Source organism: Mesorhizobium sp. M4A.F.Ca.ET.020.02.1.1, from assembly GCF_004022645.1.
Lineage (GTDB): Bacteria > Pseudomonadota > Alphaproteobacteria > Rhizobiales > Rhizobiaceae > Mesorhizobium.
On record NZ_RZOI01000931.1, the window covers coordinates 1 to 2003 of the forward strand.

2 protein-coding genes and 1 other RNA gene are annotated in these 2003 nt (G+C 65.0%); 2 read left to right on the top strand and 1 reads right to left on the bottom strand.

Annotated features, from left to right (window positions below; all coding sequences use genetic code 11):
* Positions 1 to 112: 112 nt before the first annotated feature.
* Entirely contained in the window at positions 113 to 532 is a 420-nt protein-coding gene (locus tag EN742_RS33255) for an HIT family protein (protein ID WP_126056702.1), read from the bottom strand.
* A 200-nt stretch (positions 533 to 732) separates the two neighbouring features.
* On the opposite strand from EN742_RS33255, the gene ffs reads away from it, so the two are divergent.
* Positions 733 to 829: signal recognition particle sRNA small type (gene ffs / locus EN742_RS33260), an RNA gene on the top strand.
* 105 nt (positions 830 to 934) lie between these two features.
* The coding region (locus EN742_RS33265; protein WP_128333787.1) for a DNA polymerase III subunit gamma/tau at positions 935 to 2003 on the top strand (1069 nt) is incomplete at its 3' end.

The following is a 2003-nucleotide window of genomic DNA, read 5'->3' on the forward strand; positions in this document are numbered from 1 at the left end:
TGCCGAGCGATCTGGTTGCCGGCGAAGCCGACGAGCTGGCTGGGCTCCCGCAAGGGTGCGTCAAACAGGCGGAAGGGCATGGGGACTCAGAGCTTTATGGACACGGGTCAGCTTATAGCGCCGCCTTGATCGTTTCGGCAAACCGGCGGATCTCGGAATTACTGTAGGGTTCGCGCAGGCCATGTCCCCAGACCGGCCCCGGCCATGCCGGATCGCCTTCCGAGCGCGCGATGACGTGGATGTGCAGCTGCCGCACGATGTTGCCCAGCGCGCCGGTATTGATCTTGGTGCAGCCTGTCGCCTTCTTCAGCGCTTGCGCCACCATGTTGGTCTCGAAGGTCAGCATCGCCTGGTCGAGCGGCGTCAGGTCATGGATTTCCTCCACGCCCGGCCGCTGCGGCACCAGGATGAGCCATGGCCAGCGGCAGTCGTTCATCAGCCTGAGTTCGCACAGGCCGAGCCACATCAGCTGCTCGCTGTCCGCCTCCAGCCTGGCGTCGAGCGTGAATCCGGCCTTGAGGCCCGGCAGCATTGGCGTTTCCCTCACTTTTTTGGACTTTGCACCGTCTTTTTGACCGATGAACGCTAGAGCGGCTGCAGAGGGGCTGCAAGCGAATCATTGGCCGGTATTGCGGATTTGAAGACGCGCCCGCCAGTACGCCGCGCACGACCGGCGCCGCCGATTCCGCTCCGCCCTTGCATTTCATCGTCGAATTGCCGATATGGAGGCCGGGAGGTTGGTGGTGGACGATCCACTCGCCAACCGGGTCAGGTCCGGAAGGAAGCAGCCCTAACGAGCCCGGAACGGGTCATTGTTCCAGCCTCCCACCTCTTCGCCTTTCTTTCGCGACATTGACGGCGTCAAGCCGTGCGGGCGAAACTATGCGCAGGAAACGGCCGCCTTCCGTCGCGGTCCTGGGAGCTTTGACGGCGAATGAGCGAAGCCGGAAATTCGGGGGCGGAAAGCCTGGGGACAGGCAAGGCTGGCGCCTATCGCGTTCTGGCGCGCAAATACCGCCCTTCGAATTTCTCCGAGCTGATCGGCCAGGAACCGATGGTCCGCACGTTGACCAATGCCTTCGCCTCCGGCCGCATCGCCCAGGCCTGGATGCTGACCGGCGTCCGAGGTGTCGGCAAGACGACCACGGCCCGCATCCTGGCCCGGGCGCTGAACTACAAGACCGCCACCGTCGACCAGCCTTCGGTCGATCTTTCCATCCCCGGCGAGCATTGCCAGGCGATCATGGAAGGACGTCATGTCGATGTCATCGAGATGGACGCCGCCTCGCACACCGGCATCGACGACATCCGCGACATCATCGAGCGCGTGCGCTACGCGCCGGTCTCGGCCCGCTACAAGGTCTACATCATCGACGAAGTGCACATGCTCTCCACCCAGGCCTTCAACGGCCTGCTGAAGACGCTCGAAGAGCCGCCACCGCACGTCAAATTCATCTTCGCGACCACCGAGATCCGCAAGGTGCCGATCACAGTCCTGTCGCGCTGCCAGCGCTTCGACCTGAGACGCATCGATGCCGGCGCCCTGGTCGCGCACCTGTCAGCGATCTCCGCCAAGGAAGGCATTTCGGTCGACGACGACGCGCTGGCGATGATCGCGCGCGCCGCCGAAGGCTCGGCGCGCGATTCACTCTCCATCCTCGACCAGGCGATCGCCCATGGCAGCGGCGCGGTCAGCGCCGAGGCGGTGCGCGCCATGCTCGGCCTCGCCGACCGCGCCCGCATCGTCGACCTGTTCGAGCATGTCATGAAGGGCGACGTCGCGGCGGCATTGGCCGAATTCCGCGCCCAGTACGACACCGGCGCCGATCCGGCCGCGGTGCTGACCGACCTTGCCGAATTCAATCATCTCGTCACCAGGCTGCGCTTCGTGCCGACGGCCGCCGACGATGCTTCGCTGTCGGAGGATGAACGCCGGCGCGGCGGCGATTTCGCCAGGACGCTGTCGGTGCGCGGGCTGTCCAGGACATGGCGGATGCCGCTGA